At 65.2% G+C, this 26450-nt stretch carries 24 protein-coding genes; 15 read left to right on the forward strand and 9 right to left on the reverse strand.

What is annotated here, in order from left to right; all coding sequences use genetic code 11:
• Positions 1 to 22: 22 nt before the first annotated feature.
• From G5S35_RS02790 to G5S35_RS02805, 4 genes are read right to left on the reverse strand one after another with little or no spacing between them, the layout of a single operon-like run.
• Entirely contained in the window at positions 23 to 1648 is a 1626-nt protein-coding gene (locus G5S35_RS02790) for a bifunctional protein tyrosine phosphatase family protein/NAD(P)/FAD-dependent oxidoreductase (protein ID WP_082991592.1), read from the reverse strand.
• A 28-nt stretch (positions 1649 to 1676) separates the two neighbouring features.
• Positions 1677 to 2108: a YeeE/YedE family protein gene (locus G5S35_RS02795; protein WP_183038552.1), complete on the reverse strand. Its 432-nt coding sequence runs from the start codon at positions 2106 to 2108 to the stop codon at positions 1677 to 1679.
• A gap of 3 nt (positions 2109 to 2111) precedes the next feature.
• Positions 2112 to 2627, reverse strand: coding sequence for a YeeE/YedE family protein (locus tag G5S35_RS02800; RefSeq protein ID WP_065057219.1), 516 nt, complete (start codon positions 2625 to 2627; stop codon positions 2112 to 2114).
• A 25-nt stretch (positions 2628 to 2652) separates the two neighbouring features.
• A complete protein-coding gene (locus tag G5S35_RS02805) occupies positions 2653 to 2988 on the reverse strand; it encodes an ArsR/SmtB family transcription factor (RefSeq protein WP_065057220.1) in 336 nt (111 codons plus the stop codon).
• Positions 2989 to 3282: 294 nt separating this feature from the next.
• Between G5S35_RS02805 and G5S35_RS02810 the strand changes: the two genes are divergently transcribed.
• The 3 genes from G5S35_RS02810 to G5S35_RS02820 all read left to right on the forward strand — a co-directional run bounded on the left by G5S35_RS02810 (position 3283) and on the right by G5S35_RS02820 (position 5528).
• Positions 3283 to 4188 carry an MBL fold metallo-hydrolase gene (locus G5S35_RS02810; RefSeq protein WP_065057221.1) on the forward strand — a complete coding sequence of 302 codons (906 nt, stop codon included), beginning with the start codon at positions 3283 to 3285 and terminating at the stop codon, positions 4186 to 4188.
• A 154-nt stretch (positions 4189 to 4342) separates the two neighbouring features.
• Positions 4343 to 5311, forward strand: a complete 969-nt coding sequence (locus tag G5S35_RS02815; RefSeq protein ID WP_183038553.1) for a quinone oxidoreductase family protein — start codon at positions 4343 to 4345, stop codon at positions 5309 to 5311.
• Between the two features lie 40 nt (positions 5312 to 5351).
• A complete protein-coding gene (locus tag G5S35_RS02820; RefSeq protein ID WP_065057223.1) occupies positions 5352 to 5528 on the forward strand; it encodes a DUF1427 family protein in 177 nt (58 codons plus the stop codon).
• A 54-nt stretch (positions 5529 to 5582) separates the two neighbouring features.
• Here G5S35_RS02820 and G5S35_RS02825 read toward each other — a convergent pair whose 3' ends face one another.
• Positions 5583 to 6038, reverse strand: coding sequence for a host attachment protein (locus G5S35_RS02825; RefSeq protein WP_065057224.1), 456 nt, complete (start codon positions 6036 to 6038; stop codon positions 5583 to 5585).
• 276 nt (positions 6039 to 6314) lie between these two features.
• Between G5S35_RS02825 and G5S35_RS02830 the strand changes: the two genes are divergently transcribed.
• Positions 6315 to 6935, forward strand: a complete 621-nt coding sequence (locus G5S35_RS02830) for a pyridoxamine 5'-phosphate oxidase family protein (protein WP_183038554.1) — start codon at positions 6315 to 6317, stop codon at positions 6933 to 6935.
• Between the two features lie 60 nt (positions 6936 to 6995).
• Here the strand turns inward: G5S35_RS02830 and G5S35_RS02835 are convergent, their stop codons facing one another.
• Together G5S35_RS02835 and G5S35_RS02840 are read right to left on the reverse strand one after the other, a co-directional pair.
• Positions 6996 to 7130, reverse strand: a complete 135-nt coding sequence (locus tag G5S35_RS02835; protein ID WP_065057226.1) for an entericidin A/B family lipoprotein — start codon at positions 7128 to 7130, stop codon at positions 6996 to 6998.
• 193 nt (positions 7131 to 7323) lie between these two features.
• On the reverse strand, positions 7324 to 8427 hold the full coding sequence (locus G5S35_RS02840; RefSeq protein WP_065057227.1) for an MraY family glycosyltransferase: 1104 nt from the start codon (positions 8425 to 8427) through the stop codon (positions 7324 to 7326).
• Positions 8428 to 8624: 197 nt separating this feature from the next.
• On the opposite strand from G5S35_RS02840, the gene G5S35_RS02845 reads away from it, so the two are divergent.
• Together G5S35_RS02845 and G5S35_RS02850 are read left to right on the forward strand one after the other, a co-directional pair.
• Entirely contained in the window at positions 8625 to 9515 is an 891-nt protein-coding gene (locus G5S35_RS02845) for a GntR family transcriptional regulator (protein WP_080180172.1), read from the forward strand.
• A 172-nt stretch (positions 9516 to 9687) separates the two neighbouring features.
• Complete coding sequence (locus G5S35_RS02850; protein ID WP_074981662.1) at positions 9688 to 10731, forward strand: glycosyltransferase family 2 protein; 1044 nt, start codon at positions 9688 to 9690, stop codon at positions 10729 to 10731.
• Between the two features lie 68 nt (positions 10732 to 10799).
• On the opposite strand, the gene G5S35_RS02855 is transcribed toward G5S35_RS02850, so the two are convergent.
• Positions 10800 to 12143, reverse strand: coding sequence for a calcium-binding protein (locus G5S35_RS02855; protein WP_237181324.1), 1344 nt, complete (start codon positions 12141 to 12143; stop codon positions 10800 to 10802).
• A gap of 568 nt (positions 12144 to 12711) precedes the next feature.
• Between G5S35_RS02855 and G5S35_RS39985 the strand changes: the two genes are divergently transcribed.
• From G5S35_RS39985 to G5S35_RS02870, 3 genes are all read left to right on the forward strand, one after another.
• Positions 12712 to 13827 carry a sugar transferase gene (locus G5S35_RS39985; RefSeq protein WP_183038555.1) on the forward strand — a complete coding sequence of 372 codons (1116 nt, stop codon included), beginning with the start codon at positions 12712 to 12714 and terminating at the stop codon, positions 13825 to 13827.
• Positions 13828 to 13966: 139 nt separating this feature from the next.
• Positions 13967 to 15184, forward strand: coding sequence for a polysaccharide biosynthesis/export family protein (locus G5S35_RS02865; RefSeq protein WP_124263307.1), 1218 nt, complete (start codon positions 13967 to 13969; stop codon positions 15182 to 15184).
• A 56-nt stretch (positions 15185 to 15240) separates the two neighbouring features.
• The gene (locus G5S35_RS02870; RefSeq protein ID WP_074981664.1) at positions 15241 to 17481 is read left to right on the forward strand and encodes a GNVR domain-containing protein; all 2241 of its coding nucleotides are present in this window, start codon (positions 15241 to 15243) and stop codon (positions 17479 to 17481) included.
• A gap of 320 nt (positions 17482 to 17801) precedes the next feature.
• On the opposite strand, the gene G5S35_RS02875 is transcribed toward G5S35_RS02870, so the two are convergent.
• Positions 17802 to 18872, reverse strand: a complete 1071-nt coding sequence (locus tag G5S35_RS02875; protein ID WP_183038556.1) for an acyltransferase family protein — start codon at positions 18870 to 18872, stop codon at positions 17802 to 17804.
• 392 nt (positions 18873 to 19264) lie between these two features.
• Here G5S35_RS02875 and G5S35_RS02880 point away from each other — a divergent pair, with 392 nt between their 5' ends.
• From G5S35_RS02880 to G5S35_RS02905, 6 genes are all read left to right on the forward strand, one after another.
• Complete coding sequence (locus tag G5S35_RS02880; protein WP_074981669.1) at positions 19265 to 20368, forward strand: glycosyltransferase family 4 protein; 1104 nt, start codon at positions 19265 to 19267, stop codon at positions 20366 to 20368.
• Positions 20369 to 20400: 32 nt separating this feature from the next.
• The gene (locus G5S35_RS02885) at positions 20401 to 21618 is read left to right on the forward strand and encodes a glycosyltransferase family 4 protein (RefSeq protein WP_065057367.1); all 1218 of its coding nucleotides are present in this window, start codon (positions 20401 to 20403) and stop codon (positions 21616 to 21618) included.
• Positions 21619 to 21745: 127 nt separating this feature from the next.
• Positions 21746 to 23137 carry a hypothetical protein gene (locus tag G5S35_RS02890; protein ID WP_183038557.1) on the forward strand — a complete coding sequence of 464 codons (1392 nt, stop codon included), beginning with the start codon at positions 21746 to 21748 and terminating at the stop codon, positions 23135 to 23137.
• Entirely contained in the window at positions 23134 to 24432 is a 1299-nt protein-coding gene (locus tag G5S35_RS02895) for an oligosaccharide flippase family protein (RefSeq protein ID WP_074981671.1), read from the forward strand. Before G5S35_RS02890 ends, G5S35_RS02895 begins: the two co-directional genes overlap by 4 nt.
• Before the next feature lie 19 nt (positions 24433 to 24451).
• Entirely contained in the window at positions 24452 to 25348 is an 897-nt protein-coding gene (locus G5S35_RS02900) for a glycosyltransferase family 2 protein (RefSeq protein WP_065057235.1), read from the forward strand.
• On the forward strand, positions 25345 to 26445 hold the full coding sequence (locus G5S35_RS02905; protein ID WP_183038558.1) for a glycosyltransferase family 4 protein: 1101 nt from the start codon (positions 25345 to 25347) through the stop codon (positions 26443 to 26445). Before G5S35_RS02900 ends, G5S35_RS02905 begins: the two co-directional genes overlap by 4 nt.
• Positions 26446 to 26450 lie beyond the last annotated feature (5 nt).

The raw sequence follows: 26450 nt of genomic DNA on the forward strand, positions 1-26450 counted from the left end.
GGTTCGGCAGGCAGCGCGACGCTTACTCGTGCGCCGCGCCGGTGAACCACTCGCGGCCCTTGAGCATGCCGCTCCAGTAGAAGCGCGGCAGCACGCTGGCCTTGAGGAACCACATCAGACGGCGCGGACGCGTGGGGTCGAGCGGGAACGTGGGCAGCAGCTTGCCGCCGTAGCCGAACTCCGCGAGCACGACCTTGCCCTTTTCGACCGTCAGCGGACACGAACCGTAGCCGTCGTAGCGATAGCGCAGCGGCTGGTTCGCGCGCGCGGCCAGCACATTTTCGGCGACGATCACCGCCTGCTTGCGCGCCGCCGCGCCCGTCTTCGCGTTGGGCGTCGAGCTGACGTCGCCGAGCGAGAACACATTGGGCCAGCGCGGATGCTGCAAGGTCGCGTGATCGACTTCGCACCAGCCCGCGGCGTCGGCGAGTTCGCTGTCGCGGATGAAGTCGGGCGGCACCTGCGGCGGCACCACGTGAATCATGTCGAAGCGCTTTTCCACGCGCGTGACGTTGCCGTCGGCGTCCTTCACTTCGAAGGTGGCCTTGCGCGCCGGGCCGTCGATCGCAACGAGGTTCGCGTTGAATTCGAGCTTCGCGTCGTAGCGCTTCACGTATTCCATGAGCGGCGGCACGAAGGTCGGCACGCCGAACAGCACCGCGCCCGCGAGATCGAATTCGACCTTGATCTTCGAGAGCACGCCGCGCTTCATCCAGTGATCGCAGGCCAGATACATCGCCTTTTGCGGCGCGCCCGCGCACTTGATCGGCATGCCCGGCTGCGTGAACAGCGCGGTGCCGCCCTGCATGCGCTGCACGAGTTCGAACGTGTACGGCGCGAGATCGTAGCGATAGTTCGAGGTGACGTTGTTCTTGCCGAGCGTTTCCTGCAGACCGGCGATGCGTTCCCACGCGAGGCGCAGCCCCGGCGCGACGATCAGTTGGCGATAGGCCACGGACTCGCCGTTGGTGAGGCGCACGAGGTTCGCATGCGGCTCGACGCGCTCGGCGGCGGCGCGGATCCACGTCGCGCCGCGCGGGATCACGCTCGCCATCGGACGGCGGGTTTTCTTCACGTCGAATGCGCCGCCGCCCACGAGCGTCCAGGCCGGCTGATAGTCGTGATGATCGTTGGGCTCGACGATGGCGATCCGTAGATTCGGCTGGCGGCGCAGCAGGCTCGACGTCACGCAGATGCCCGCGAGACCGCCGCCGATCACGACGACGTCCCAAGCTTTCTCGTCCGCGTTCCAGTCGCAGGCGGGCGTGGCCGTGACGGCGGGCGCGACCGGTTCGGCGACCGGATGCGCGGCGGCGCTGGCCTGCGCGAACTGCCAGAGGTTGGTCGCGCGATTGCCGGTGCGGCAATAGGCGAGCACGGGCGCGGGCAGGTCGGCGAGCAGTTGCGTGAACTGCGCGATTTCATTGGGGCCGATCTTGCCGGGCGTGACGGGCAGCCAGGCGAATTGCAGGCCGAGTTGCTCTGCGGCTGCGCGGATCTCGGCGGACGCGGGTTGCGTCGGGCCGCCTTCGCCGTCGGGCCGGTTGCAGATGACCGAGCGAAAGCCCGCAGCCGCGATCTCGGCGAGGTCGGCGGGCGAGATCTGATCGGCGCTCGCGAAGCGCGCGTCGTGTTGCACGATTTGCATGGACTCGAAAACTCCTGAGTGGGGCAGATTAAGAACGGCGGGTGCGCGACTCGAACACGGCGAACAGCGCCATGCCCGCGAGCATCGCGGCCACGAACAGCCACGCGCGCGGCTGACCGCTCGCGGCGCTGACGAGCGCGGGACCGGGGCAGAAGCCCGCGAGACCCCAGCCCGCGCCGAACAGCAGCGCGCCGATGGCGAGCCGCAGATCGATGCGCGTGGCGGTGGGCAGTTGCATGGGCGCGCCGAGCAGGCTCGCGGTGCGCGTGCGCGCGAAACGGAAAGCGGGTGCGGCGACGAGAATGGCGCCGGCCATCACGAAAGCCAGCGACGGGTCCCAGCGGCCCGCGAGGTCGAGGAAGGCTAGCACCTTGGCCGGGTTCGCCATACCCGAGACGATCAAGCCGAGGCCGAACAGCAGACCGCAGGCGAGGGCGACGAGTGGGCGGATTGCGCGCATGGTTCAGGCTCCGACGAGGTGCCGCGCCACGTAGACCGTGACGAAACCGGCGGCCATGAAGAGGCCGGTTGCGGCAAAAGAACGCAGCGAGCCGCGCGCGATGCCGCACACGCCATGACCGCTCGTGCAACCCGAGCCGTAACGCGTGCCGATGCCGACGAGCAGGCCCGCGACGATCAGCGTGAGCGGCGATGCGGTGATGACTGCGGCGATGCTTGAAGCGGGCAGGGCGGCGCTGGCTGTCGTGGACGAAGCCGCGCCCGACGTCGCATCCGACGTGGCGCCGACATTCATCCGCGCGAGCCACCACACCCAAGGCGCGGCGCACAGCCCCGCGACGAACGCGAGCCGCCACGCCCGCTCTCCCGCCGCATCGCGTACGCGTAGCAAGCCGCCGACGATGCCGCTGATGCCCGCCACGCGCCCATTGCCGAGCACGAGCAGCGCGGCCGCCGCACCGATCATGAGACCGCCCGCGAGCGAGGCGAGCGGCGTGAAGTGAGCGAGATCGATATTCATGGGCGTCACCTGGCCATCACACGGCTTACGCGGGGCGCGCCTTGAGGCGGCCGCAGTAGAGGCTCGACAGCGTCTGCATCACCTGAATGACTTCGTGGCTGGCGAGGCGGTAATAGATGTACTTGCCTTCGCGACGCGTCTCGACGAGACCTTCCTCGCGCAGCACGCCCAGATGCTGCGAGAGACTCGGCTGATGCACGCCGACGAGCGCTTCGAGCTCGCCCACGTTGCGCTCGCCTTCGGTGAGCTGGCACAGCAGCAGCAGACGGTCTTCGTGCGCGAGCGCCTTGAGCAGCGCACAGCATTTCTCGGCAGATTCGCGCAGGGCGCCGAGCGCTTCGGGAGTGATCGGTGAGTTCATGGTCGTGCGGCGAATGGGCGCCGGTGAGCGCCGGATCAAGGTTCGGTCGGCCCGGCCGCGTCACAGCGTCCCGGACAGGCTGACAGTTTGTTGAAAAACATTATATCCGTTCATAATATGTGTTTCAATAAAGCATCGCGATGACGTTGTCGGAATGAATGCGTCGGCCCGTACGCCGCCCCGCAGTCTCGCGCGCGTTTTAGTCGCATTTTTTGAAAGGGAAGGCGTCGCAGCGTGTTCCGGCCGCTGCGCGCCGTTGTCCGAATCTGTCCGAGTTTGTCGTCTGGAGCACCCATGTCCGAGTCCCCCATCGCTGCCGCCCCCGTGACCCCTGCGTCCCCCGCGGCGCTCGTCGAGCCGTTCTTCGATCCCGCCACGTCCACGGTGACCTACGTCGTGCACACGGGGCGCGGCTCGGTGTGCGCGGTCGTCGACCCCGTGCTCGACTACGATCCGAAGTCGGGCCGCACGTCCACGGGTTCCGCCGACCGCGTGATCGCTTTCGTGCGCGAGTACGGGCTCACCGTGCAGTGGCTGCTCGAAACCCACGCGCACGCCGACCACATCTCGGGCGCGCCGTATCTGAAGCAGCAACTGGGCGGCAAGATCGCGATCGGCGAACACATCCGCACGGTGCAGGGCGTGTTCCGCACGGTCTTCAATCTCGGCGATACGGTGGCCGCCGACGGCAGCGAGTTCGATCATCTGTTCAAGGACAACGAGACCTTCCACGTCGGTCCGCTCACGGCGCGCGCGATGCACGTGCCCGGCCACACGCCCGCCGATCTTGCCTACCAGATCGGCGACGCGGTGTTCGTCGGCGACACGCTGTTCATGCCCGACGTCGGCTCGGCGCGCTGCGACTTCCCGGGCGGCGACGCGCACACGCTCTATCGCTCGGTGCGCCGTCTGCTCGATCTGCCCGGCGAGACGCGTCTCTTCATGTGCCACGACTACCCGCCCGAGTCGCGCGGCCCGGCGTTCGAAACCACGGTCACCGCGCAGCGCCGCGGCAACATCCATCTGAACGACAGCGTGACCGAAGACGCCTTCGTGCAGATGCGCACGGCGCGCGACCGCACGCTGGCCATGCCGAATCTGATCCTGCCGTCGATCCAGGTGAATATCCGCGCGGGTCGCATGCCCGAGCCGGAGGCCAACGGCGTGCGCTATCTGAAGATTCCGCTGAACGCGCTCTGAGCGGCGTGTCTCGACGATGCCAAAACGGCCCGCCATCGCGCGGGCCGTTTTCTTGCGCGCGCCTTGTCCGAAATTCGAAAGCATCTGTCCACATCACGGCATCCCGGCAATCTAGACTGCTTCTCACGCTAGAACGCACTCACGGAGTCATGCCATGAAAGCCATCCGCTTCACGACCTTCGGTACGCCCGACGTCCTCGAATTCGTCGATCTCCCGACGCCGCAGCTCGCCGCCGGCCACGCGCTGGTCCAGGTGAAAAGCGCGTCGGTCAATCCGAGCGACGTGAAGAACGTCTCGGGCCATTTCGATCACACCGTGCCGCCGCGCGTGCCGGGCCGCGATTTCAGCGGCGTCGTGGTCGCCGGCCCCGACGAATGGCTCGGCGCCGAAGTCTGGGGCACGGGCGGCGACATCGGCTTCACGCGCGACGGCACGCACGCCGAGTTCATCGAGATTCCCGTGGCCGCGCTGGCGAAAAAGCCCGCGTCGCTGACGCATGCGCAGGCGGCCTCGATCGGCGTGAATTTCGTGGTGGGCTGGCTCGGCACCGTGGATTACGCGCAACTGGCCGCGGGCGAAACGATCGCCGTGATCGGCGTGTCGGGCGGCGTGGGCGGCGCGGTCACGCAGATCGCCAAGGCGCGCGGCGCGCGCGTGATCGGCATCGGCCGCGAGGCGCCGGACGCGGATTCGCCGGCGGCGCGCCTGATCGACGCCTTCGTGCCGATGGACGCCGACACCGCGCGCCGCGTGCGCGATCTCACGGGCGGCGCGGGCGCGGACGTGGTGTACGACGCGGTCGGCGGCGTGGCTTTCGAACTGGCGCTCTCGCTCGTGAAGCGGCGCGGCCGGGTGGTGGAGATCAGCGCGACGGGCAAGCGCCGCGTGGAGTTCGACCTGATCGACTTCTATCACAACGAAACGCAGCTGCTGGGCGCCGACAGCGCCAAGCTCGGCGTCGCCGACGCCGCGCCGATCATGCGCGCGCTGGCCGAAGCGTTCGACGCGGGCCGCTTCGCCGCGCCCGTGGTGGCGGCGCACTATCCGCTCGAACGCGCGAAGGACGCCTATGCGGCGGTCGCCGCGGGCACGCGCGGACGCGTCGTGATCGACATGGCTTGACGGACGTGATGAACCGGACGCAAGGGCGGGGAGCGCAACGATGAAGGCTTATCTGGTTTCGTTCGCGGTGGGCGCGCTTGCGGGCCTGCTCTACAGCTTGCTCGACGTGAAGTCGCCGGCGCCGCCCACGATCGCGCTCGTCGGCCTGCTAGGCATGCTGGCCGGCGAACACGCGATCGGCTTCGTGCGCACCTGTCTCGCGCACCTCGCGGGTTAGGCGGGCATTACGCAGGATCGGCGCGGGATCGACGCGATTTTTACGCGCGAAGGTTCAGGTTTCCGCGCGCACGAGCCGCTCGGGCAGATGCGTGCGCAGCGTGCGCGGATCGAGCAGCGCGAGATCCTTGTCGAGTTCGAGCGTGACGAGATGGCGCGTCTGCGCGTCGAGCGCCTTGCGCAGCGCGCCGAGAAACGCGGGCGGCGCGATCAGCGCGAGCGTGCCGTAACGCGCGTCGTTGCGCGCCTTCGCGAGCAGGGCCGCGACCTGCGCCGCGAACACCGTGGTTTCGTGCTCGTGATGCTGCGTGTCGGGGTCGCTCGACTGGCGGCCGGACCCGCCCGAGCGCTCGGTGCGGCCCGAGCGGTCGCTCACGAGGCTCTGTTCCTGCACGCGGCTTTCGGGATGAAGCAGCGTCTCGACTTCCTCGATGGCGCCGAGCGGATTATCCGTCGCGAAAATGCGTGCGGTGACGCGGTTGGCGACGACGACCCAGATCGTTTTCGACATGCTTTCCTCCCGGCCTGAAACAGCCAATGCGCTGCGGCGGATGAGGCGAACGCCCCGGCCGAAGCGATGAGTGGACTCGCGCGGCGCGGCGCGAGCTACAAGGGTAGCGCTTCGCGCAGCGCAAAGGAGCTACGATGCACGCGCGCTTTTTCTCTGTGCTGCGAGCCTCCCGAAATTCGGGAGGATGATTCCCGCTCGCGCGGGATTCTCTTTGCCGACGGTAGGCCCTATCTTGGTATCTCCAGCGCGCTGCCGCGCAGCCAGAAGGAGCCGAAGATGGAATCGCCCGTTCACGCTTACCCGAGCGACGTTGCGTTCACGCCCACCGTGAAGGCGATGCAGACGCAGCTGGGTTCCCGCGAAATGTATGCCCGGATGGAGACGCAGCGCGGTTTCGGCACCGACCTCACGCCCGATATCGAGGCGTTCGTCGAGGCGCAGCGCAGCGTGTTCCTCGCCACCGCGAACAGCGAAGGCCAGCCGTACATCCAGCATCGCGGCGGGCCGCCGGGCTTCCTGCGCGTGCTCGACGCGCGCACGATCGCGTTCGCGGATTTCATCGGCAATCAGCAATACATCACGCTCGGCAATTTGACCGACAACGCGAAGGCGTATCTGTTCCTGATCGATTACGCGCGCAGGCGCCGCGTCAAGATTTGGGGCGAGGCGCGCGTGATCGACGACGACCCGGCCTTGATCGAACGGCTGATGCCGTCCGGCTACAAGGCGCGCGCGGACCGTGCGATCGTCTTCACGGTGACGGCGTGGGATCTGAACTGCCCGCAGCATATTCCGCAGCGTTTCGAGGCCGCCGACGTGAAAGCGGCGCTGGACGAGCGCGACGCGCGCATCCGCGAGCTGGAGGAGGAGGTGGCGCGGCTGCGCGCGCAGCATTGAGGGCGAAGCACAAACGAAACGGCCCCGCGCGAAGGCGGGGCCGGGGGCAGGCCTATCGCGTTACTTGGCCTTGTCCGCTGAATTGGTGATGGCGTTGCCGCCCTTCGAGATGTCTTCGCCGGCTCCGGCGATGGTGTTGCAGGCGGCGAGGGTGACGGCGAACAGCGCAAGGGCAAAAGCAAGGTAACGGCTCATGTCGGCTCTCCTTGTGATGGATTCCCTGATCGCGGTGCACAACGGCGTGCGGTAAGGCGATGGCCGGCACCGGGCAGCCATCCGGTAAATTGTACCCGCACGGCGGGGCGCAGCGGGGCCATCTGTACGCGGAGGATGCGCGGCGGGTGCGGCAATTGCGCCGTTCGCCGCCGCTGCCACTGCCGTCGCCGCTTCAGGTCCGGCGCTGCTTGCGCACCACGAGCCACTTCGGCGAGCGAAAGCGCACGATGCTCACGTAGAGCCACACGTAAGTGAAGGCGAACACCACCACGAAGCAGAACAGATGCAGCGTGTGGCGCCAGAACAGCGTGGCCGGAATCACGGCGATCAGGCACAGCAGCCACAGATACGGCGACGTCAGCGAATTGCGGCGCGTGAGTTCGCGTGCGGTGCGCGCGCCCACGGCCCAGCGCATCAGGCGCTTGTAGACCAGCATGTGCAGATGCACGCCGTCGGGAATGCCGGGCGACATGCCGCGCACGAACTTCTTCCGGTAGATCGAGAAACAGGTCTCGAAGATCGGGTACATGAACAGCAGCACCGGATACCAGGCCGAGACGTCGCGGTTGCGCATGACGAGCAGGATCGCCAGTTCGGCGAGCATGAAACCGATGAAGTACGCGCCGCCGTCGCCGAGAAAGATCAGGCCCGCCGGGAAATTCCAGATGAAGAAGCCCATCACCGCGCCCATCATGATCAGCGAGGCAGAGAGCACGACCGGGTCGTGCACCTGGAATGCCACGTAGGCGAGCGAGGCGAACATCATGAACGCGACCATCGAGGCGAGGCCGTTGAAGCCGTCGATGATGTTGACGGCATTCGCGAGCGCCGCGACGGCCAGCACCGTGATCACGCACGAAATGGCCGCGTAGGAAAGCAGGAAGTCGAGCGGCGGCACGCTGATGCGCGTGACCGCGATGCCGAGCAGGAAATACGCGAGCGCGGCGGCGGCCATCGTGCAGACGAGGCGCGCGAGCGGCGAGACCTTCTTGGTCAGATCCTCGACGAGCCCGGAGCCGAACGCAGGCAACCCGCAGGCGACGATGCCGAGAATGCCGCCGGACACGGTCGGCCAGGCGTGGTGAAGCTGCGCGGCGGCCACCACGAGTCCCGCCAGAATGCCGGTTCCGCCGATGCGCGGCACGGGCCGCGCGTGGAATTTCTGCACGCCCGCGAGATCGGAATCGACGGAAAACCTTTCATGCAGATGCGCGTAACGCACGATCAGCAGCGTGACCAGCAGTGAAACGATGAAGCCGAGGGCGAAACTGAGCATGAAAGGTGAACGCCGGTCAAAAAGTTAAATGCGCGTTGAATGCGGGCTGAATGCAGCGTGAATGCGGGCCGAAACCGCGATTATACAAAGGCGCCGGGACGCCTCCGTGGGCTGCCGGGCGCATGCGCGCCGACGGACGCAGGATTGGAGCGAGGTCAATACGGAGCCTTGCCGCGCTGCCGATAATTGCGCCGATCATGCGCGAACCCAATCTACTCATTCCGTCGTCGCCGTCGCCGCTTGCGAGCGCCGATGTGCAAACAAACGCACAGCCCGCCGCGCCGTTGACGCCGCCGGCCTCCGCGCTCGACGCCCGCTCGCTCGTTTCGACGCTTTCCACGCGCTCGCCCAACCCGCTTAACGCCACCAGCTCGCCCACGCCGCTGCGCGCCGCACGCGGCGGAGCGTCGCGCGCCGACCGCGTCTACGAGAGTTTGCGCGAGGACATCTTCGAGCTGCGCCTCTTGCCGGGCGTCTGGCTGACCGAGGCGGCCGTCGCGGCGCGCTTCGAAGTGTCGCGCACGCCCGCGCGCGAAGCGCTGCAGCGCCTGCAAGGCGACGGCCTGATGCGCGGCTACGTGCGCGGCGGCTGGGAAGTCGCGCCGATCGACTTCAGCCGCTTCGACGATCTTTACGAAATGCGCGAGCTGATCGAAACCTTCGCGATCCGCCGACTCTGCGAGCGCCACGCGCGCGGCGATCGCGCGGCGGTGCAGGCACTCGACGCGCTGGGCGCGATCTGGCTCGTGCCGGAGGCGGCTCGGCTCACCGATGCACGCCGCGTGGCCGCGCTCGACGAGGCGTTTCATCTCGCGCTCGTCGACGCCGTGGGTAACGCCGAGCTTTCAGCGGCATTGCGGCGCGTGACCGACCGCATCCACGTGGTGCACCGGCTGGGCTTCGTGTACGGCGAGCGCGTCGGCGAAACGTATGCGGAGCATGCCGAACTGATTGGTGCGATTCGGGCGGGCGGCGTCGGGGTTGCCATCGAGCTGGCCGAACGCCACGTGCGCCGCTGCCGCGCCGAAATCTGCCGGCTCGGCGCCCAGCGTCTCGAACTCGCGCGCGGCGAGCCTGCGGGGGTGTGAGCGAGGACGGCGGTGTCGGCCCGACGCCACGGTGCGGCGGGCGCGCCCGCCAGGCGTTCCGGGTCAACGGGGCCGCATGATAGTATGGCCGCCCGCGCCGCCCGGACTGGCCTCCCGGCGGTGCCAACCCCACTCGTCCCACTCGCCCGCCTGCACGGGCCGCCCATCGCCGATGAACCTGGAAGACGAACGCACTGAGGCAGGTCCTGCCGTGTCCGCGAACGACGCCTCGCGCCCGCTGGTCTCGATGCTGCTCATCGCCTACAACCAGGCCGGTGTGATCGCCGATGCCGTCGCGGGCGCGCTCGCGCAACGCTATTCGCCGCTCGAAATCCTGATCTCCGACGACTGTTCGAGCGACGGCACCTTCGCCGCCATCGAAGCCGCCGTGCGCGACTATCGCGGACCGCATCGCGTCGTGCTCAACCGCAACGAGAAAAACGCGGGCATCAGCGCGCATCTGTCCCAGCTCGCGGCGAAAAGCCAGGGCGACCTGCTGGTCGTGACGGCCGGCGACGACGTCTCGTCGCCCGAACGTTGCGAGCGTCTCGTCGCGTGCTGGAACGCGCATGGACGCAAGATCGACCTGATCGCGTCCGACCTCGAAGAATTCGAAGGCGCGAAGGGGCAGCAAGGCAAAGACGGCGAGGCGGGCCGCATCGCGCCGACCGACCTCGGCCAGTACCGCAATTTCGACGACTGGGCGCGCGAGCGTCCGTGGCTCGTGGGCGCGTCGCACGCGTGGTCGCGGCGGCTGTTCGAGCGCTTCGGGCCGATGCTGCCGGGCGCGATGGCCGAAGATCAGATCATGACGTTTCGCGCCGTGATGTCGGGCGGCGCGGTCAGCCTGCGCGAACCGCTCGTGCGTTACCGGCGCGGCGGCTTGTCGGGCAAGAAGCGGCTGCGCACGGTCGAGCAGTTCATCGCGCGCGTGAAGCAGACCAATGCGTTCGGCCTCGTGGAGTCGGCGCAATTCGAACGCGATGCCGATATCGCGGGTGTCGGCGACGCGATGCGCGCGCTGCTCGTGCCCAAGCTCGCGCGCGAGTGCTACGTGCGCGATCTGTTCGCGGCGCGCGGTTTCGGCGAGCGCCTCATGCTCGCGCTGCGCAGGCCGCACATCAAACTCGGTTTTCGCATCCGCATGTTTCTGTACGCGGCGTGTCCGTCGGTGTATCGGCCATTCTTCGCGCTGCGCGCGCTCGTCAAACGTTAAAGCCCACAGGCGGGTTTTATCAGGCTTTTCAGCACGGCCATTTAATTCGTCATCCGAATGAATTGAAATCAGGTGCCCGGCGTACCGGCGGGCGTGATTTCCAGCAGGATCGGGTGATCGGGCACGTCCACGCTGATCTGGCCTTCATTGCGATGCGTCGCGAGCGGCTCGGCGGACACCATCGGATCGTACACATCCACGCGGCGCGCGTTCGCGCCGAGACCCACCTGAACGGGCACCGGCGGGCTGACGAGCGGCGTGCCTTTCGCCCGATCCCAGATCGGCGTTTCGTTCCAGAGCGCGAGCACGAAGCGGCCGTCCTTTTTCTTCAGCAATAAGCTGTACGCCGAAACCGGCATGCCGGAGAGCGTGTACGCGAGCGTGTCGCGCGCGGCCGCTCTGGTGCGATGCGGCGTGTTCGTGTTCAGAATCGTCGTCAGATTGCGGATGGTGTGCGCGACGACCTTCGGGCTGTTGTCATTGCGAAACATGCCGTAATGCATTTCGGCGTTCTTGTTTTGCGGATCGGGTTTCTGGTCGAGCAACTCGTAGACGAAAAGCCGCTTCACGCCCGCCGCCGCCGCATCCATATAGCCGTTGAGCACGCCTTTGGCCTGGGTCGGTTCATCCACGCCCAGCATGTACCAGCCCGATTGCGGCATCGAAAAATAGCCGAATTCGGTCACGACGACCGGCAACTCGAACTTCTTCACCGAGCCGAGGGCCGCCGGCAGCCAGTGGTCGCCGTTCGCGTTATAGCTCGGCTGTTCGCCGTTTTGCGGATAGACGTGGGTGTTCGAATAATCGGCGGAACTCGTGCGCGTGTCGACTCCCTTCGGGTCATAACCTGTCACGTCGTACACACGCACGCCCGCGAGCGCGGGCGTGGTCTGCACGCGACTATAGATGTCGCGCTGCGAGGCGAGCCCGGCGGCGGCGCCCTTGAGCCCGTTGTAAGTCACCGGAAAGTTATCGATCTCGTTGAAGCCTTCGATGGCGGCAACGCTGCCGGGCACGGCGGTATTCAAGGCCACGGCCTGGGCGATCGATTCGTCGATATTGGTGCGCACGAGAAAATTGAATTTGACGCCGCGACGCGCGAGGTACACATAGTTGTCGAAGGGCGGCGAGCCGTTCGGCACGATGTCGCGCACGTGGCGAATGCCGAGCCAGTTGAGATCGTCGGCGATGTTGTGGACGTTCACGTAGGCGCCATCGGTGTAATTCACGTGCGTGTTGACCGCGAGCGAGTCGATGAAATCGCTGGCGGGCATCGCGCGCACCGCATCGGCGGCGTGTGCCGGCGTTGCGGCGAGACCCACTATCAGGCCGAAGACGGCGCAAGCGCCGATGATCGTATCGACGAGGCGCCCAGTCGCGTGCGGGCGGGCTGCGTTTATAGAGAGCTTCACGGCAGGTTCCTCGCGTGGTGCGGTTTGCCGACATTCTGCGGCGGAGTGAACGCGCGAGTGTGTGCGTAGGCGAACGCGGCGAGCGAATGGTGAAAACGAATGGTGAAAACGAATGGGGAAAACGAATGCGGCATTCCGCAGAGGAATCGCCTTGTGTGTCCCGCCGCACACATCACGGAAAAAATTGCGTCGCCAATAATACGGATTCCTATTAAATGGCGTAAATCGTCACGCGCGCGCTGCTAAGAGAAAACGCAGATCACACAAAAAAAGAAGCCACGAAAAGACACGGCGAATGTGCGAGACCGTACATATCGCCTCGCCCGCGCATGGCGTGCTTCATGGTGTGCGTGCCTCGCCACGAAGCCGCCGCCACGAACACAAACCGTTGGTGGGATTGCGCACGGTTTGCCCGTTGTCCACACCGTAATGTGTCGCTGTGGCCTGTTGGGGCGGGCGAAGTACGAATCTGCATCCCCAGGCAAAGAGAGAGCGTGCGTTCGCTCTCCGAGGACGACCACGTCAGACCCAAAACGTCTGATGAACACGACACGCACTGGGGTAGGACATGTCAGATCTAACGCAAGGGCCTCAGCTGACGCAAGGAACGCAGCTGACGCGAAGTTCGCTACTGACGCAACGCACGGTCGACGTGGCGCTGATCGTGCTGGGCGCAGTGTGCGCCGTGCACCTGAACCTGAATTTCACGCAGGTCGGCGCGGCACATCATCCCGATCCGACGCTGGTGGCGTTTTGTGCGGCACTGGCGCTCTCGGTGTTTCCGGCTTGCGGCACTTACGGCTCGCGCGGCAGCCGCTCGATTTTCAGCGTCGCGGGACGCACGGCGCTCGCGTGGCTCGCCGTGCAGCTCTGCGGCCTCGTGCTGCTTTACGCGATTCATCACGATCATCTGCTGCAACTGCCGTGGTTCATCTACTGGACGCTGACGACCGGCATCTCGTTGATGGCCTCGCACACGCTGTTCTTTTCGGAATTCAGCGTGCTGCGTCTCACGCGCGCCTGGTGGCATCGCGAGCCGATCGAAGTGGAGATGGGTTCGGTGCGCGCCGCCGTGGTCGGCCACGCGCTCAAGCGCATGTTCGACATCGTCGCGGCGCTCAGCGCGCTGGTGCTGCTTTCGCCGGTGTTGTTCGTCGTGGCGCTGCTGGTCAAACGCGATGGCGGCGCGGCGTTCTATGGGCACACGCGGGTGGGCCGTCACGGCAAGCCGTTCCGTTGCCTGAAGTTCCGCTCGATGGTGGTGAATTCCGAGCAGGTGCTCAAGGACCTGCTCGCCCGCGATCCGGAAGCGCGGGCCGAATGGGAGCGCGAATTCAAGCTTAAAAACGATATCCGCGTGACGCGCATCGGCCGCTTCCTGCGCCATTCGAGTCTCGATGAACTGCCGCAACTCTGGAACGTGCTGCGCGGCGAAATGAGCTTCGTGGGCCCGCGCCCGATCATCGATCAGGAACTGGAACGCTACGGCGACGCGCGCAAGTATTACCTGATGGCGACGCCGGGCATCACCGGACTGTGGCAGGTGAGCGGCCGCAACGATATCGACTACGCCACGCGCGTCTCGCTCGACGTGTTCTACGTGATGAACTGGACCTTCCGTCGCGACATCGGAATTCTGTTCAAGACGTTTTTCGTCGTGATTCGCGGCAGCGGCGCGTACTGACGTACTGAGATTGCTTGAGTCGTTTTGTTTGAACACCGGATTCAGCAGGGGAAATGAGCGGCGCGTTTGCGCCGGGCGGACCAGGTATCCGCGTCACACGGAATGACGCGGAACATGGGCAACGGATGGGGGTAGGTCAATGGAAACGAACGCGTATCAATCGATTGGCGCGGGCGCGAAGCGCCGCGTCGGCTTGTGGGTCGTGTGCCTGGCGATGGCCGGGCTGGGCGGCTGCGCGCTCGCGCCGGGCATGACGTACGCCCCCGCGAAAGGCGGCGGCACGTCCGGCGAGGCGAACGCGGGCGCGACCGGCACAGGCGCGCCCGGCTCGAACGTGCCGGACAGCGTGGTGGCCAAGGGCTTCGCGGGCGCGCCCTCGGGCACGCTCGTCGAGATCACGCGCGACCTCGTGACGAAGGAAGCGGCGGCGCGCCCCACGGGCATTCCCACCGACGTGCAGAAGCTGTTCGCCAAGGCCGTGCCGTATGAAATCGGTCCTGGCGACATTCTCAGCATCGTGGTCTGGGACCACCCCGAACTGAACCTGCCGATGTCGGGCGGCGGCGGCGACGGCAGCGGCGCGAGTTCGGTGTCGTCGGGCTATACGGTCGATACCAACGGCTTCATCCAGTACGCCTATATCGGGCCGCTGAAAGTCGAAGGGCTCTCGGAAATGGGCGTGCGCGACGCGCTCGCCGACAAGCTTGCGAAATACGTGCGTCAGCCGCAGGTGACGGTGCGCATCCAGACCTATCGCAGCAAGCGCGTGTATCTGGACGGCGAGGTCAAAACGCCGGGCGTCGAAGTGCTCAACGACCGCCCGATGACCTTGCCCGAAGCGATCAACCGCGCGGGCGGCTTCACGAGCAACGCCGATCGCTCGCAGGTCGCGGTCACGCGCGGCGATACGACGGTGGTCGTCGACATGCCGGAGATGATCCGCAAGGGCTTCAATCCCGACCGCATCATCCTGCGCGACGGCGATCTCGTGCGCGTCTTCGGGCAGGCCGACAGCAAGGTGTTCGTGGTGGGCGAAGTGGAGCGTCCGGGCGGCGTGATGTTCAACAACGGCCACATGTCGCTCAACGAAGCGCTCGGTAACGCGGGCGGCATCAGCCAGGCGTCGGGCGACGCTTCGCAGGTGTACGTCGTGCGCGGCCGCGATACTTCGCAGCCCACGGTGTTCCATCTCGATGCGAGCAATGCGTCGGCGATGGCCACGGCCGATTCGTTCCAGCTCAAGCCCAACGATGTGGTGTTTGTCGATACGTCTTCTCTCGTCAAGTGGAGCCGTGTCATCAGCCTGATTTTGCCGACGACGCAGGCCGCGGCAGCAACCCGCGCGGTCGGCTACTGATGTCCGCATGAACGCGAAGCGCGCCTTTCGGCGCCTTCGTCACGGAGAGGATAAAAATGAATCAGCGCGAATATTTGCTTGAGGGGCCGGCCGACTCGATGATGCCGGTCGCGCCCGAAAGCGGACACATGGGCAATCTGCTCGATACGCTCTATGCCGGCCGCAAGACGATCCTGGTCGCGACCGTGCTGTGCACGCTCGTCGGCTGCGTGTATGCGCTGCTGGCGGCGCCGGTGTATGAATCGGACATGCTGATCCAGGTGGAGGAAAATCCGAACGCCGCGAAGTCGGCGCTCGCCGATCTGTCTTCGCAGTTCGCGATCAAGACCGAGGCCTCGGCGGAAATGGAAGTGCTGCGTTCGCGCATGGTCGTTTCGGCGGCCGTCAACGCGACCAAGCTCTATATTCATGCGTCGCCGCGCTATTTTCCGGTCGTGGGGCGCTGGGCCGCGCAGCATCTGAATCTCTCGAACTGGTCCGGCTGGGGCGGTTATGCGTGGGGCGACGAAGCCATCGAGGTGTCGAGCTTCGAAGTGCCGGCGCGCCTGATGGGCCGCCCGTTCGTGCTGACGTATCAGGGCGAGGGCGCGTACACGCTCGCGTTCGGCGGCACCACGCTCGAAGGCAAGGTGGGCGAGACGCTGCACGCGCCGGTGGTGGGCGGCACGATCGACCTGCTCGTGAACCGCATCGACGGCGAGCCCGGCGTGGTGTTCAACCTCTCGCGCAGCTCCGAACTGAGTGCGATCCAGCAGTTGCAGTCGGCGCTGGCGATTTCGGAAAAGGGCAAGGAATCCGATGTGATCGGCGTCGCGCTCGACGGCGGCGATCCAGTGCTGACCAGCACGATTCTCAACGCGATCGGCAACGAGTACATCCGCCAGAACGCGCAGCGCACCCAGGAAGAAGCGGAGAAGTCGATCGCCTTCCTCGACAAGCAATTGCCGCAACTGAAGGATCAGCTCGAAAAGGCCGAGAACGAATACAACACGTTCCGTTCCGAACATGGCGCCGTGAATCTGGGCGCCGAAGCGACCTCGCTGCTGGCGAGTTCGGCGCAAGCGCAGCAACATCTCGCTGACCTGCGTGGGCAACGCGCGCTGTTGCTCGCGCGTTTCACCGACGACAACCCGGCCGTGATTGCAATCAACGGTCAATTGTCGGAAGCCGAAAAGGCGATGAGCGAACTCGCGGGACAGACGCGCGCCTTGCCGCCGCTCGAACAGCATCTCGTGCGCCTGCAACGCGAAGTCACCGTCGATACGAACATCTACACGAACCTGCTGAACAACCGTGAGCAGATGCGTCTGCTCAAGGCCGGGCGCGTGTCGAACGTGCGCATGATCGACGCGGCCGTGCCGCCGGAAGGGCCGATTCGTCCCAAGCGCGCGGTGCTGGTGATCGCCGCGTTCTTCACGGGGCTGTTCGTTGGCGCGGCGATCGTGCTGGTGCGTCATCGCCTCAAGCGCGGCGTGTCGCTCGTCGACGAGATCGAAGTGGGAACCGGCCTTGCCGTGTTCGCTGCCGTGCCGCGCAGCCGTCTGCAACATACGCTCACGCGCCGCGTGCCGAACGGCACGCCCGGCACGAACACGGTGCTCGCGCATACGGCGGCCTTCGACGCCGCGGTCGAAAGCCTGCGCAGCTTCCGCAGCGCGCTCGAATATTCGCTGGCGAATGCGTCGAATCATGTCGTGCTGCTCGCGGGGCCGACGCCGATGGTGGGCAAATCGTTCGTCTCGGTGAATCTCGCCGCAGTGTCCGGCGCATCGGGCAAGCGCGTGTTGCTGATCGACGCCGACCTGCGGCGCGGCTCGCTGAATCTGCACACGGGCGTGCCGAGCAGCCCGGGTCTGACCGATGTGGTCGATTATCTGCAGGACTATGACCAGGTCGTGCATCGTCAGGTGATGCCGGGCGTGGACTTCGTGGCCACGGGCGGTTATGTGACCAACGCGAGCGAACTGTTGCGTCAGGACAGCTTCAAGGATTTCGTGGATTGGGCCAACGAGACCTACGACCTCGTGCTGATCGACGCGCCGCCGGTGCTGCCGGTCGCGGACGCCGGCATCATCGGACAGCTTGCGGGCACGGTGTTCGTGATCGCGCGTCAGGGCACGACGAGCGTGGCGGAACTGCGCGAGTCGGTGCGCCGTTTCGAACAGGTCGGTGTGCCGATTCGCGGCGTGATCTTCAACGATATGACCTCGCGTCCAGGCCGTTACGGCGATGCGTATGCCGCTTACGGTTATTCGAGCCACGGTTTCGCGAAAGACGCGGGCATGGCGCAGCGCTGAATTCCACGAAAGCGTTAAACAGGAAGCCCACCACGGTGAACCCGTGGTGGGCTTCTTCCATTCTGCGGATGAATGCGGACGAGCGCGGGTGAATGGCGACAAAGAAGCAATTGCCAAGGCCTAGTTCCGGTTCGCACATCCGCGCGCGCGAACAGGAATGCAAGCCGTGATGAACATCCTGAACCGCGCGATACACGCATGAAAAGCCGCTCGACGCAGTGACTTTAATCGTCGCCGATACGCGGAAGCCGGACGCAAAAAAGCCCGACGTAAGACCGTCGGGCTTTCATTTTCAGACGTTTTAAATTCCGCTTGAAACCTCAGCTCATAGCCGCTTCGCGCAGACGCGAACGCTTGCCGTCGAGCTTCGAAAGCAGCGGTTTCTCCAGATACCGGTGAACCACCAGCGCGAACACCACCGCGATACAGGCCACGCACGCGGCGGCGAAATAAAGACTGAACGTCGAATGAAACACGCCCGCTTTGATCGCCTTCGCGAAGGCGTTCATCCAGAAACCGTGCGTGAGATACAGCACATAGGAAGCGTTGCCGAGCGTCGTCAGCGAACGGCCGATGCGGTTTCGATCGTCGGGGATCTGCATGAACAGCGCGACCAGCAGCATGGACGGCAGGCCCCACGCCCACCATCTGAACGAATTCGGCAGACCGAACGTCGCGGTGTCGGGCGAGGCGGCGGAGGCCCACCAGAACAGCGCGACGCAAGCCAGCAACAGGAGTTGCCACGTGCGCCGGCCCAGCTCGGGCAAATGCGTGCCGATCGCGCCGAGCGCAATGCCGAGCAGGAATTCGATGACGAGCGGACTGCCGTAATACTGCGCCTGCGCGGTTGCGCCGAGTTTATCGAGCACGAAGGGCAGGGCGGCCAGCAGCGCGACGATGCCCAGCGTGCGTAGCCGCTGCCACGGCAGACACAGCACGACGGTGCAGACGAGATAGAAATACAGCTCGTAGATGAGCGTCCACGCCACGCCGAGAATCAGACCGGACGACGTCGTGGGCGGCAACAGGAAAACCGATTCGGCGATGCCGACCGCGTCCAGTTCCATATGCTTGAACGCGAGCCCGCTGCCGGCCAGCACGACCATGATGGCGACGCAGGCCCAATACGACGGAAAAATGCGCGTGAGGCGGCGGGAGAAGAATCGGCGTGCCGACGTTTGCGCGGAAAAGCCGCCCGTCGTATGCCACATCACCAGTCCGCTGATGACGAAAAAGATATCGACGCCGCACGCGCCGACGCGCGTCGCCGAAGCGGGCACGATGGCCAGCGAACTGCCGGCGGCTTCTTCGAGAATGTGATGCGCGAGCACCGCGAACGCGGCGAAAAAGCGCAAATGCTGGAGGCCGTACAGGCGGGTTGGACGTGCCATGGATGTCGTCGGTGAGTGCAGCGATGGCGAAAGGCGCCGCCCGGAATAGACGGGACGCGCTGACGCATTCGTCCAACTCGATGCTCCGGCGGCGTGGCGGGATTTTCCGGAGGAATTATAGAAATGTCTTTATTTCAGCGGACCAATTAACTGCTTCGCTACGTGGTGCGCAGCACATTGCGCCTTGCTTGCGCTTCGGTCGCGCCTCGCTCGCGCCGCGCGCCGCGCGAAATGGCGCGGCATGAGCGTAGGCGAACATTCGACGCGGGGAAGATCGGCCACACTTCGGTCCATACCAATTGCATGGTGTGGCTCGTCGAATCCGGTCGTGTGTCGCGGTGCTTGCGCGCACGGATGACGCCGGGTCATGAGCGATGCCCTGGACCGATCCAATGAAAGACCCGCTTGCTCCCAATCTGCTGATCAACGGCCGTTTTCTCGGACGGCGCGCGACCGGCGTCGATCGTTTCGCGTTCGAGACCATTCGGGCGCTCGATCAATTGATCGAGTCGGGCGATCCGCGTGTGGCCGGACTGCGCAGCGAGATCATCGTGCCCGCTGCGTTGGCGGGCATGGCGAATCCGTTCCGGCATGTCGGGCTGCGTGCGAGCGGCAAGGGCGGCGGTTTGCGTTGGGAACAACTGGCTTTGCCGCAGGCCGCGCGTGGGCGCTTGCTGCTCAATCTCTGCAATTCCGGGCCGCTGATGTATCGGCGTCAGGTCACGGTGTTGCACGATGCGGCGCCCGCGCGTGTGCCCGATAGCTACAGCCGCTCGTTCGTCGCGTGGTATCGGCTGATGGCGCCGCGTATCGGCCGGGTTTCGCAGCGCGTGATTACCGTGTCGGAATTCTCGCGGCGCGAGTTGTCCGACGCGTACCGGATTCCGGCGCGCAAGATCGGCGTGGTGTACGAGAGTGGCGAGCACATGCTGCGCGTGCAACAGGACGAGAACAAGGTGGCCGCGTCGCTGGGCGAGCGCCCCTTCGTGCTCGCCGTTGGCAGCCTCAATCGTCACAAGAATTTTCAGCTTGTAGCCGATGCGGCGCGCCGGATTCGCGACGCGAAATTCGACATCGTGGTGGTGGGCGGCGGCGATGCCAAAGTCTACGGCACGGGGCAGGACGCGTTGCCCGGCTTCGTCAGGCATCTCGGCTACGTGAGCGACGGCGAACTGGCCGCGCTGTATCGCCGCGCGGCGTGCTTCGTGTATCCGTCGCGTTATGAAGGTTTTGGGCTGCCGCCGGTCGAGGCGCTGGCGCTCGGCTGTCCGGTGATCGCCTCGCGTCTGCCGGCCGTGCAGGAAGCGTGCGGCGATGCCGTGCTCTACACCTCGCCGGACGACCCCGCGGAACTCGCGCAACTGCTCGAACGCATCACGGCCGACGCCGCGTTGCGCGCGACCCTGCGCGAACGTGGCCGCGCACGCACGGCGGAGCTGACTTGGCACGCCACCGCCGTCAAGCTGATCGAGGAGATTTCGCCGTGGCTAATGTAACACTTGCCTCGAACCTCGCCAATCTCGCGAACGTGGCCAATGTGGCTAACGTGGTCAATGCGGCGAACGACACGCGCCGCTTTGGCCGCGTCGCGCTCGTGCACGAATGGCTGGTGACCTATGCGGGCTCGGAGAAGGTGGTCGAACAGATTCTCCAGCTGTTTCCGCAAGCCGATCTGTTCAGCGTGGTCGACTTCTTTCCGGAAGCGCAACGCGGCAAGCTCGGCGGACGTCATGCGAAAACGTCGTTCATTCAGCATCTGCCGCGCGCGCGTTCGTCGTTTCGCAGCTATTTGCCGCTGATGCCGCTCGCGATCGAGCAGTTCGATCTCTCTTCGTACGATCTCGTGATTTCGTCGAGCCACGCCGTGGCCAAGGGGATCTTGACGGGACCGAATCAGGTGCACGTGAGCTACGTGCATTCGCCGATTCGCTATGCGTGGGATCTGCAGCATCAATATCTTTCCGAAGCGGGTTTGCAGCGCGGCGTGAAAAGCTGGATCGTGCGCATGCTGCTGCATTACATGCGCATCTGGGATCAGCGCACGGCGCACGGCGTCGATACCTTCGTCGCCAATTCCGCCTTCGTGGGGCGGCGTATTCGCAAGGCCTACGGCAGCGAAGCGACCGTGGTGTATCCGCCCGTCGACGTGCAGCGTTTCGAATTGAGCGATCGGCACGAGGACTTCTATCTGATCGCCTCGCGCATGGTGCCGTACAAGCGCATTCCGCTGATTGTCGAGGCTTTCGCGGCGATGCCGTCCAAACGTCTCGTCGTGATCGGCGACGGCGCGGATTTCGAGCGCGTGAAAGCCTGCGCCGCGCCGAACGTGACCTTGCTCGGTTATCAGCCCGACTCGGTGCTCGTCGATCACATGCAACGCGCGCGCGCATTCGTCGTGGCAGCGGAAGAAGACTTCGGCATTTCGGTGGTCGAAGCCCAGGCGTGCGGCACGCCGGTGATCGCATTCGGACGCGGCGGCTCGCGCGAGATCGTGATCGATTCGCCGGACCCGGAACGTGGCACCGGCCTCTTCTTCGCGGAGCAGAGCGTGGAGGCCATCGTCGAAGCAGTGGAACGCTTCGAGCGTCAGCCCGCGCTCAAGCCCGAGGTATGCAGGCGCAATGCGATGCGCTTCACGGAAGAGCGCTTCAAACAGGAGTTTCTCAGCGTGGTTGAGCGCGCGATGGACGCCGGCAAGGGCTTCACCGATGCGCCACAAGTGGTGCGGCGGTGGCAGTCGGCATGACGGTTGTTCGAGCGCGCTTCGAATGTGCTTCGAATGTGCCTTGAGCCGCTGCCATAAGCAGGCCTGACGACATGAGCGACATCGCGCGCGCGTGATCGGCGGGCGAACGAATCTTGGGGGCAGGGACGTGTCGATATACGGGTTGATCGTGTTCGTCACCGGACTGGTGGCGTTGTACACCTCGCATCGCTGCGCCATCTACGCGATGATGGTGTTTGCGCTGTTTGGCAGCACACAGGCGGTGGGCCTCGGCAGCATCGGGATCTTGCCTGCGCAACTCTTTCTGGCTTTTTTCGCGATCCGGGCGTTCAATCTCGCCGGCGGCAAGACGCTCGCCGATGCGGTCTCGCTCGACAAGCCCGGCTTCTGGCTGCTGTGCACCTGCGTATGGGGCGTCGTGGGCGCGATCCTGTTGCCGCGCCTGCTGCTCGGCTCGACGCTCGTGTATCCGGTCGACCGCAGCAGCCAGGAAGTGCTGCTCAAACCGCTCGGGCCGGTGTCCGGCAATCTGTCCCAGTCGGTCTATTGCGTCAGCGATGTGATCGTCTATTGCGCGACCTACGCGTTCCTCAAATATCGCGGCGTCTATCGAACGCTCGCGAATGCGATCTTCGTGCTGGCAGCGCTCGACGTGGTTGCCGGTTGCCTCGATATCGTCTTTCACGCGGCCGGTATCGATGCGATGTCCGCGATCAAGACCGCTCAATTCGCCGACCTGACCGGCGAGGAAATGGGCGGCCTCGTGCGCATCAGCGGCACCTTCAGCGAGACCTCGGCGTTCTCGGGTTTTACGCTGCCGCTGTTCATCTTCTGCCTGAATCTCTGGCTCGTGGGCTATCGCACCAAAATCGCGGGCTCGCTCGCGCTGGCCACGGGCATTTTGCTGCTGCTGTCGACGTCGGGCACGGCCTATGTCGGGCTCGGCGCTTACGCGGGCGTGCTCGTGTTCAGCCGCCCCGGCGTGATCTCGCGTTCGGCGATCGCGCGCAAGCAGCGGCTCTGGGTGGTCGGCGCCTGCGCGGGGCTGCTGGTCGTGCTTTACGTGATTCTGTTCCTGCCGAGCGTGGCCAATGCGCTCACCGACTTCTTCAACACGGCCGTGTTCAGCAAGGCCGGCAGTTCGTCGGGCGTCGAGCGGATGGGCTGGAACGCGCAGGGCGTCACCAACTTTCTCGATACCTATGGCATCGGCGTCGGGCTCGGCAGCATTCGCACGTCGAGCTTCCTGATCGTCGTGCTGGCGAATCTCGGCGTGGTGGGCGTGGTGTGCTACGGCATGTTTCTCGGTACGTCGCTGCTCACGCCGATCCCCAGCGCGTACGGCTTCAGCGAGCGCGCCATCTGCTACGCGGCTCGTCACGGCATGATTGCGACGCTCATCGTGGCCTCCGCTTCCGCCGGGGTGTTCGAACTGGGCGCGCCGTTCTATATCTTCGCGGCGGCGGCCGGAGCCCTGTCGCCGCGCGTATCGCGTCGCGCGATGGCGCGTGCGCGCTGGGTTTCGCAGGGGGGATCATGAAAAAGCTCGACACCTCGCTGTCGAAACTCGATCTGTTCGCCGTCTACCTGTCGTACGCGTTTCGCTACCTCTATCCGCTCGTCCTGATTCCTTATTACGGACGCGTGCTGGGCGCGGGCGGCTACGGCGTGGTGCTGGCCGGCACGTCGTTGTCGAATTCGCTGTGGTTGTTCGTGAACTTCGGCTTGTCGACGGTCGGCGGACGCGAACTCGTGCAAACCGATCAGGCGGGCCATCACGACGTGGTCTTTCGCGAGCACTTCACGGCGCGCCTCGTGATCGCGGCACCGGCGGTAGTGATCGGCCTGATCGCGGCATTTCGTTCTGATGTGATTTCGAGCGTGCCGTACGCGCCGTTCTTCATCGTCGCGGGCGGTATTCTCGCCGCGTTCAATCTCGGCTGGTATTTCTCCAGCACGGGCCGCGTGCGTACGAACATGGCGATCGAAGTCATGGGGCTCGCGCTGTCGCTCATGATGCTGTTCGTGTTCATTCACAAGCCTTCGGACGTCGGCCTTGTTTTTCCGTTGACCTTCGCTTCCGGGCTGCTGCAAACCGGCGTGTCCTACTGGCTGGTCCGCAAGGAGTCGACGGGCTGGCTCGTGCCGCTGCGTGCCGCGTTCGCGCTGATCAAGCGTTCCACCACGATCTTTCTCTACAACGGCACGGCGATTCTGATGCTTGCCGCGTCGTCGTACATTTTGTCGCTGATGGCCTCGCCCGCCGAAGTCGGCGCGTTCGGGATCTCCGAGCGCCTGATCGCCGCCGCTTTAGGCGTGATGGCGCCCGCCGCCCAGGTGCTCGCGCCGAAAGTCATGTATCTGGTCGCGCACGACGAAGCGAAAGCCAACTGGTTCGCGCGGCGCATTTTTGCCGTGTTTCTCGTGGGCGCGATCGCGGGCGTGATTCTCACCGAAGCCCTCTCGGACTGGCTCGTGCCGCTCGCATTCGGTCAGGAATTCCGCCCCGCCGTGCCGATTCTCAACCTGATGGTGTTCGTGTTGCCGATCAGCGTGTGCACGCGCGTGCTGGGTCTGTATTTCATCTTGCCGCGCAAGCTCGAACGACTGTTGCTGTGGACGGGCTTCGCGAGCGCGCTGGTGAATCTGCTGGTGGCGATTCCGCTGGCCAGCTATCGCGGCGCGGAAGGCATGGCCGAAGCACGCTTGATCGGCGAAACCGCCTTGCTCGCGATGCTGATCTTCGGCGTCTCGCGCGCGGGCTTGCTGCGCGGTTTTATCGGCAATGGCAATGCAGTGTCCTTGAATGCGCGACTGGCGCGCTGGCGCGAATAACTTCGCAACAGGTAAAACAATGAATCCGTCTCCTTTCGACAAGAAGCCGAAAGTCTGCGTGATCTTCCCGACGCTGGGGCGTGCGGAAATTCTTCAGCAGGTCGTCGCCTTTGTGGACCTGCAAACGGTCAAACCCGATCTGATCATCGTGTCCTGCGTGTCGGATGCGGACGTCGGCGACCTGCGCTCGCGGCCCGGCCTGCTCGTGATCCAGGGGCGGCCCGGCAGTTCGGTGCAGCGCAATCGCGCGCTCGATCATGTGCCGTCCGATTTCGACGTCGTCATTATTCTCGACGACGATTTCCTCATGCATGGCCGCTGGATCGCCGAGGCATTGAAGGCGCTCGAAACCGACGCCTCGATTGCCTGCGTGACGGGCACCGTGCTCGCGGACGGCATTCACGGCCCCGGCTACTCGTACGAGGAAGCGCGCGCGATCGTCGCGAACACGAACGACCTGCCGGGCGACATGCACATCGCGCCGACCGGCGGTCCCTACGGCTGCAACATGGCGTTCCGGTGCAGCAGCATTGCGGGGCTGCGTTTCGACGAACGTCTCGTGCTGTACGGCTGGCAGGAGGATCGCGATTTCGGCGGCCAGATCTGGAATCGCGGCGGCCGCGTCGTGCGCATCAATACGGCGGTGGGCGTGCATATGGGCGTCAAGCGCGGACGCGTATCCGGGCGCAAGTTCGGCTATTCGCAGGTGATCAATCCGCTGTATCTGGTGCAGAAGAAAACCATGCCGCTGCGCGACGCGCTGCGTCATGTGCTGCGCAATGTATCGAGCAATGTCGTGCGCAGCTTCGTGCCGGAACCGTGGGTCGACCGGCGCGGGCGCTTGCGCGGCAACTGGATCGGCGTCTGCGATTTCGTGCGCGGCCGACTGACGCCCGAGCGCGCGGAAAAACTATGAGGACGATTGCGTTCAACGGCAAATTCTTCGGCGCGGCGCCGACGGGCGTGCATCGGGTGGCCGAACAGCTCGTGGCGGCCACCGACGCGTTGATTGCCGCGCACGCAGGCGGCGACGTCGATTACGCGCTGGTGGTGAGAGATCGCGTGAACGTGCCGCGTTACCGCAATATCGCGTGCATTCGCGAGAGCCGCTGGGCGCGCCGCATGCATCGCATTGCATGGGAGCAGTGCTATTTTCCGTTTGCGCGGCGCCGCGATTTCATTCTCAACCTCTGCAATCTCGGGCCGCTGCTGCATCGTGATTCGGCAACGATGATTCACGACGCGCAGGTGTATTCGTCGCCCGATTCCTATTCGCTGCCTTTCCGCCTCTGGTACAAGTTTCAATATTTCTTTATTGGCAAGCGGCACAAGATCATCTTCACTGTTTCCGAGTTCTCGAAACAGGAACTGGTGCGTTACGGCATTGCGAGCGCGGACAAGATCGTCGTGGTGCATAACGGCTGCGATCATGTTTTTCAGGTGCGTCCCGACGAAACACTGTTGGCTGCGTTGAAACTCACGCCCGAGCGTTACGTGCTGGCGCTCGCGAATACGCAGCGTCACAAGAATATCGGCGTGTTGTTAAAAGCATTTGCCGATCCGGCATTGCGCGACATCGAACTGGTTTTGTTCGGCGGCGCGACGCGCGCGGATTTCGAGTCGCTCGGCCATGCCGTGCCGCCGAACGTGCGATTCGCGGGCCGCGTGAGCGATGCGCAACTCGTCGGTCTGATGCAGCGCGCGGGGGCGCTCGCGTTTCCTTCGCTGACCGAAGGCTTCGGCTTGCCGCCGCTGGAAGCGATGGCGCTCGGCTGTCCGGTGATTGCCGCGCCGCTCGGCGCGTTGCCCGAAGTGTGCGGCGACGCTGCGCTCTACGCCGATCCGTTCAGCGTGCCGGCGTGGCGCGCGCAGATTCTCACGGCGCTCGACGACGTGTCCGCGCGGCAATCGCTGATCGCGAGCGGATACGGCCAGGCGGCGCGCTTCACCTGGCAGTCGGCGGCCCGCAGTCTGGTCGAATCGCTGCGAACCGTGACCGGCGCGACGCGCTGATGCAA

The sequence above is a fragment of the Paraburkholderia tropica genome, from assembly GCF_014171495.1.
Lineage (GTDB): Bacteria > Pseudomonadota > Gammaproteobacteria > Burkholderiales > Burkholderiaceae > Paraburkholderia > Paraburkholderia tropica.

Coding starts and splice junctions, on each gene's coding strand:
- G5S35_RS02900 (WP_065057235.1), top strand. CDS start 24,452: ATGAATCCGTCTCCTTTCGACAAGAAGCCGAAAGTCTGCGTGATCTTC.
- G5S35_RS02865 (WP_124263307.1), top strand. CDS start 13,967: ATGGAAACGAACGCGTATCAATCGATTGGCGCGGGCGCGAAGCGCCGC.
- G5S35_RS02845 (WP_080180172.1), top strand. CDS start 8,625: ATGCGCGAACCCAATCTACTCATTCCGTCGTCGCCGTCGCCGCTTGCG.
- G5S35_RS02875 (WP_183038556.1), bottom strand. CDS start 18,872: ATGGCACGTCCAACCCGCCTGTACGGCCTCCAGCATTTGCGCTTTTTC.
- G5S35_RS02840 (WP_065057227.1), bottom strand. CDS start 8,427: ATGCTCAGTTTCGCCCTCGGCTTCATCGTTTCACTGCTGGTCACGCTG.
- G5S35_RS02790 (WP_082991592.1), bottom strand. CDS start 1,648: ATGCAAATCGTGCAACACGACGCGCGCTTCGCGAGCGCCGATCAGATC.
- G5S35_RS02815 (WP_183038553.1), top strand. CDS start 4,343: ATGAAAGCCATCCGCTTCACGACCTTCGGTACGCCCGACGTCCTCGAA.
- G5S35_RS02895 (WP_074981671.1), top strand. CDS start 23,134: ATGAAAAAGCTCGACACCTCGCTGTCGAAACTCGATCTGTTCGCCGTC.
- G5S35_RS02830 (WP_183038554.1), top strand. CDS start 6,315: ATGGAATCGCCCGTTCACGCTTACCCGAGCGACGTTGCGTTCACGCCC.
- G5S35_RS02850 (WP_074981662.1), top strand. CDS start 9,688: ATGAACCTGGAAGACGAACGCACTGAGGCAGGTCCTGCCGTGTCCGCG.
- G5S35_RS02820 (WP_065057223.1), top strand. CDS start 5,352: ATGAAGGCTTATCTGGTTTCGTTCGCGGTGGGCGCGCTTGCGGGCCTG.
- G5S35_RS02880 (WP_074981669.1), top strand. CDS start 19,265: ATGAAAGACCCGCTTGCTCCCAATCTGCTGATCAACGGCCGTTTTCTC.
- G5S35_RS02810 (WP_065057221.1), top strand. CDS start 3,283: ATGTCCGAGTCCCCCATCGCTGCCGCCCCCGTGACCCCTGCGTCCCCC.
- G5S35_RS02870 (WP_074981664.1), top strand. CDS start 15,241: ATGAATCAGCGCGAATATTTGCTTGAGGGGCCGGCCGACTCGATGATG.
- G5S35_RS02800 (WP_065057219.1), bottom strand. CDS start 2,627: ATGAATATCGATCTCGCTCACTTCACGCCGCTCGCCTCGCTCGCGGGC.
- G5S35_RS02825 (WP_065057224.1), bottom strand. CDS start 6,038: ATGTCGAAAACGATCTGGGTCGTCGTCGCCAACCGCGTCACCGCACGC.
- G5S35_RS02805 (WP_065057220.1), bottom strand. CDS start 2,988: ATGAACTCACCGATCACTCCCGAAGCGCTCGGCGCCCTGCGCGAATCT.
- G5S35_RS02905 (WP_183038558.1), top strand. CDS start 25,345: ATGAGGACGATTGCGTTCAACGGCAAATTCTTCGGCGCGGCGCCGACG.
- G5S35_RS02795 (WP_183038552.1), bottom strand. CDS start 2,108: ATGCGCGCAATCCGCCCACTCGTCGCCCTCGCCTGCGGTCTGCTGTTC.
- G5S35_RS02835 (WP_065057226.1), bottom strand. CDS start 7,130: ATGAGCCGTTACCTTGCTTTTGCCCTTGCGCTGTTCGCCGTCACCCTC.
- G5S35_RS39985 (WP_183038555.1), top strand. CDS start 12,712: ATGTCAGATCTAACGCAAGGGCCTCAGCTGACGCAAGGAACGCAGCTG.